The 4810-nt window shown below is 59.3% G+C and carries 3 protein-coding genes; all 3 read left to right on the top strand.

Translation table 11 applies throughout. The features are described from left to right. Positions 1-234: 234 nt before the first annotated feature. On the top strand, positions 235-1917 hold the full coding sequence (locus AC1DVH_RS26035; RefSeq protein ID WP_477756220.1) for a fatty acid--CoA ligase: 1683 nt from the start codon (positions 235-237) through the stop codon (positions 1915-1917). Between the two features lie 339 nt (positions 1918-2256). Further along, positions 2257-4158, top strand: a complete 1902-nt coding sequence (locus AC1DVH_RS26030; protein ID WP_477756219.1) for a DUF1302 domain-containing protein — start codon at positions 2257-2259, stop codon at positions 4156-4158. Between the two features lie 28 nt (positions 4159-4186). Next, positions 4187-4810, top strand: a 624-nt coding sequence (locus tag AC1DVH_RS26025; protein ID WP_477756218.1) for a DUF1329 domain-containing protein, incomplete at its 3' end; no start/stop codon positions are given.

Below are 4810 nucleotides of genomic sequence, written 5' to 3'. Positions count from 1 at the left end.
GCCGCAGGCTGCGATCTTTTGATCTTCAACATTATTGGAATCGCCAAAAGATCGCAGCCTGCGGCAGCTCCTGCACCGGGTCCAACCGCAATCACCAAACTTCTGTGAAGGCTGGCGCAACGCCAGTATTCATGCGGCTCTGCAAATCATTCCTTTGGCTGATTTGGCTGACGATCAAGGGCACTACAGTGCGTACTTTCAGTCACGACCGTGCAGTCAGAAAAAGGGATTCTTATGTTGCAGACTCGCGTTATCCCCCCGGCCGAAGGCGCTTACCAGTACCCGCTGTTGATCAAGCGGCTGCTGATGTCTGGTGCCCGTTATGAGAAAACCCGCGAGATCATCTACCGCGACAAGTTGCGCTACAGCTACCCGACCCTGATCGAACGGGTGGCCCGACTGGCCAACGTGCTGACAGCGGCCGGGGTCAAGCCCGGGGATGCCGTGGGTGTGATGGACTGGGACAGCCATCGTTACCTGGAATGCATGTTCGCCATCCCGATGATCGGTGCGGTGATCCATACCATCAACGTGCGCCTGTCGCCGGAACAGATCCTCTACACCATGAACCACGCCGAGGACCGCTTCGTGCTGGTCAACAGCGAGTTCGTCGGTCTCTACAAGGCCATCGAAGGGCATCTGACGACGGTCGACAAAACCCTGTTGCTGACTGACCTGCCGGAAAAAACCGCGGACCTGCCGAACCTCGTCGGCGAATACGAACAACTGCTGGCCGCGGCGAGCCCGCAGTACGACTTCGAGGATTTCGACGAAAACTCGGTCGCGACCACGTTCTATACCACCGGCACCACCGGTAACCCCAAGGGCGTGTACTTCACCCATCGGCAATTGGTGCTGCACACCATGGGCGTGTCGACCATCATGGGCGCGATCGATAGCGTGCGCCTGTTGGGCACCAACGACGTGTACATGCCGATCACCCCGATGTTCCACGTCCACGCCTGGGGCTTGCCGTATGTGGCGACCATGCTCGGGCTCAAGCAGGTGTATCCCGGCCGCTATGACCCGGAATACCTGGTGGAATTGTGGCGCAAGGAGAAGGTCACGTTCTCCCATTGCGTGCCGACCATCCTGCAGATGGTCCTCAATGCCAAGGCCGCACAGAATGTCGACTTCGGCGGCTGGAAAATCGTCATCGGCGGCAGCGCCCTGAACCGTACGTTGTACGAGGCGGCCAAAGCCAAGGGCATTCAGTTGACCGCTGCGTACGGCATGTCGGAAACCGGGCCGCTGGTGTCGTGTGCGCACCTCAACGACGAATTGATGGCCGGCACTGAAGACGAACGCACCACTTACCGGATCAAGGCCGGCGTGCCAGGGCCGCTGGTGGAGGCGGCGATCGTCGACACCGAGGGCAACTTCCTGCCCGCTGACGGCGAGACTCAGGGTGAACTGGTGCTGCGTGCACCGTGGCTCACCGAGGGTTATTTCAATGAACCCCAGAAGGGCGCCGAGCTCTGGGCCGGCGGCTGGCTGCACACTGGCGACGTGGCGACCCTGGACAGCATGGGCGTGATCGACATTCGTGACCGGATCAAGGACGTGATCAAGACCGGTGGCGAGTGGATTTCCTCCCTGGACCTCGAAGACCTGATCAGCCGTCATGCGGCGGTACGTGAAGTAGCAGTAGTGGGGATCCCCGATCCGCAGTGGGGCGAGCGGCCGTTTGCCCTGCTGGTGCTCCGTGAGGGGTACGCAATCGGAGCCCGGGAACTCAAGGAGCACCTCAAGCCGTTTGTGGAGCTGGGGCACTTGAGCAAGTGGGCGATTCCGAGCCAGATCGCCCTTGTTACTGAAATTCCCAAGACCAGCGTCGGCAAACTCGACAAGAAGCGCATACGTGTCGACATCACCGAATGGCAAGCCACCAACAGCACCTTCCTCTCGACGCTTTAAGCGCCTCCTGGCGTGCCCGAAAGGGCACGCCAGCCCCACCAAGCAAGCGCTTGGCTTGTCAAATCGAATTTTTCAGCCATCCTTGCCGTGCCGACGGGTGTCGGACTGGCGAAAGGACTGTTCCAGAGTGGCTGGCAACTGCAAATCACACTTTAGAGGGATCAAGCACTACTACCTGCTGGCTATAGTCCGTTCAAGGATTTTTAAGAACGGAGCAACCGCACGAACCGGGGCGATGCAACTTTGGAATGACTTTGGGATGCCATGGCTCCCGGTTATCCACAGCGTTTTTAGAAGTGCTCATTGCCATAAAAATAAAATGCACATGGAGTAGCGTCGATGACATCAGTAAACCAGTTCTGGCGCCGGGCGAAACTGCCCCTGGCTGTCAGTCTTGCCTCTACGCTCGCCGGGCCAGCATTCGGCGTCAGTTTCAACGTAGGTGAAATCGAAGGTCAGTTCGACTCATCCCTGTCGATTGGTGCCAGCTGGTCTACTCAGCAGCCGAACAAGAACCTCATCGGTGTCAACAACGGCGGCAAGGGTTTGTCCCAGACCTCTGATGACGGTCACCTGAACTTCAAGAGCGGGGAAACCTTCTCGAAGATCTTCAAGGGCATCCATGACCTTGAACTGAAATACGGCGATACCGGTGTTTTCGTCCGTGGCAAATACTGGTACGACTTTGAACTGAAAGACGAAAGTCGTCCGTTCAAGGACATCAGCGACGACGGTCGCAAGGAAGGCGCCAAGTCCGCTGGCACTCAACTCCTCGACGCCTTCGTCTACCACAACTACTCCATTGCCGATCAGCCAGGCTCCGTGCGTCTGGGCAAGCAGGTCGTGAGCTGGGGTGAAAGTACCTTCATCGGTGGTGGCATCAACTCGATCAACCCGATCGACGTGTCTGCATTCCGCCGTCCGGGTGCCGAGATCAAGGAAGGCCTGATCCCGGTCAACATGTTCTATGTGTCCCAGAGCCTGACCGAAAACCTCTCGGCCGAAGCGTTCTATCAAATTGAATGGGACCAGACCGTCGTCGACAACTGCGGCACGTTTTTCTCCCAGCCAGACATCGTTGCCGACGGCTGCGACAACAACCTGCGCGTGCTGAACAAGCGCTCGCAAATTCCGGCCGTTGCCCTGGGGCCTTTGGCCGCCAACGGCGTCGACGTCAACGAAGAGGGTGTCCTGGTGCGTCGTGGCCCCGATCGTGATGCCCGCGACAGCGGTCAGTGGGGTGCGTCCTTCAAGTACATGTTCGATCCGCTGGACACCGAGTTCGGCGCCTACTTCATGAATTACCACAGCCGTGCGCCGATCTTCAGCGCCACCGGTGCGCCTCAGTCGGTCTACAACACTGCAGCGGGACTTCCAGGCCCGTTCGCGGCACTCGGGCCACTGCTGGTGGCAGGTAATTCGCAATACTTCATCGAATACCCCGAGGACATTCGCCTGTATGGCTTGAGCTTCTCCACCACCCTGCCTACCGGTACGGCGTGGAGCGGTGAGATCAGCTACCGTCCGAACGCTCCGGTGCAGCTCAACTCCACCGACATCCTGTTCTCCGGTGTACGTCCTTTGGGCAATAACAACCCGAACAATCCGTTGACCAATGCATCGCTGCTTACCGGCGTGCCGGGTCAAGACCTGCACGGGTATCGTCGCAAGGAAGTCACCCAGTTCCAGACTACCCTGACGCACTTCTTCGATCAGGTCATGGGCGCCAGCCGTCTGACCCTGGTGGGTGAGGTGGGCGTGACCCACGTTGGCGGCCTGGAAAGCACTTCCGACGTTCGTTATGGCCGCGATCCGGTCTACGGCCCGGGTGAGTTGCCAGCCTCTGGCGCGCTCGATACCTGCGTGGCGCTCAACACCAGCACCATCAACGGTGCCGGCCCGGGTACGCCAACCAACAACCGCAGCCGCAACTGCACCAACGAAGGCTTCACCACCCCGACTTCGTGGGGCTACCGCGGTCGCGCCATCTGGGAATACAACGACGTGTTTGCCGGCGTGAACCTCAAGCCGAACGTTGCCTGGTCCCATGACGTGAGCGGTTACTCCCCTGGCCCTGGCGGCAACTTCGAGGAAGGCCGCAAGGCGGTGAGCCTGGGTGTCGACGCCGAGTACCAGAACACCTACACCGCGAGCCTGGCTTACACCAACTTCTTCGACGGCAAGTACACCACCGTGGATGACCGCGACTTCGTTGCGCTCAGCCTCGGCGTGAACTTCTAAGCACAGTATTTTCAGGACGAACGCATAAATGAAAATAACAAAGAGTCTGTTCCACGCCGGTGTTCTGGGTCTTTCGCTGCTGGCGACCAGCGTCATCGCAGCGGTTCCTCAGGCCGAGGCCGACAAACTGGGCAAGAGCCTGACCCCGATGGGCGCCGAAATGGCAGGTAACGCCGACGGTTCGATCCCGGCCTGGAAACCGTTGCCGAAGAACGCCGGCAGCGTCGACAGCAAAGGCTTCCTGTCCGATCCGTACCCGGGTGAAAAACCGCTGTTCACCATCACGGCGCAGAACGTCGACCAATACAAGGAAAAGCTCGCCCCGGGCCAGTACGCGATGTTCAAGCGCTACCCGGAAACCTTCAAGATGCCGGTGTATCCGTCCCACCGCGGTGCCACTGTGCCGGATGACGTGTTCGCCGCCATCAAGCGCAACGCCACCAACACCAATCTGGTGTCTGGCGGTAACGGTCTGGAGAACTTTGAAACCGCCATTCCGTTCCCGATTCCGAAAAGCGGCGTGGAAGTCATCTGGAACCACATCACCCGTTATCGCGGCGGTAGCGTGACCCGCCTGGTGACACAGGCCAYACCACAGCCGAACGGTTCGTTCAGCCTGGTGTACTTCCAGGACCAGTTCGTGTTCCGCGAC

This window comes from Pseudomonas sp. P4_C3 (assembly GCF_056402075.1).
This window is presented reverse-complemented; position numbering and strand designations above follow the sequence as displayed.

Coding starts and splice junctions, on each gene's coding strand:
- AC1DVH_RS26035 (WP_477756220.1), top strand. CDS start 235: ATGTTGCAGACTCGCGTTATCCCCCCGGCCGAAGGCGCTTACCAGTAC.
- AC1DVH_RS26030 (WP_477756219.1), top strand. CDS start 2,257: ATGACATCAGTAAACCAGTTCTGGCGCCGGGCGAAACTGCCCCTGGCT.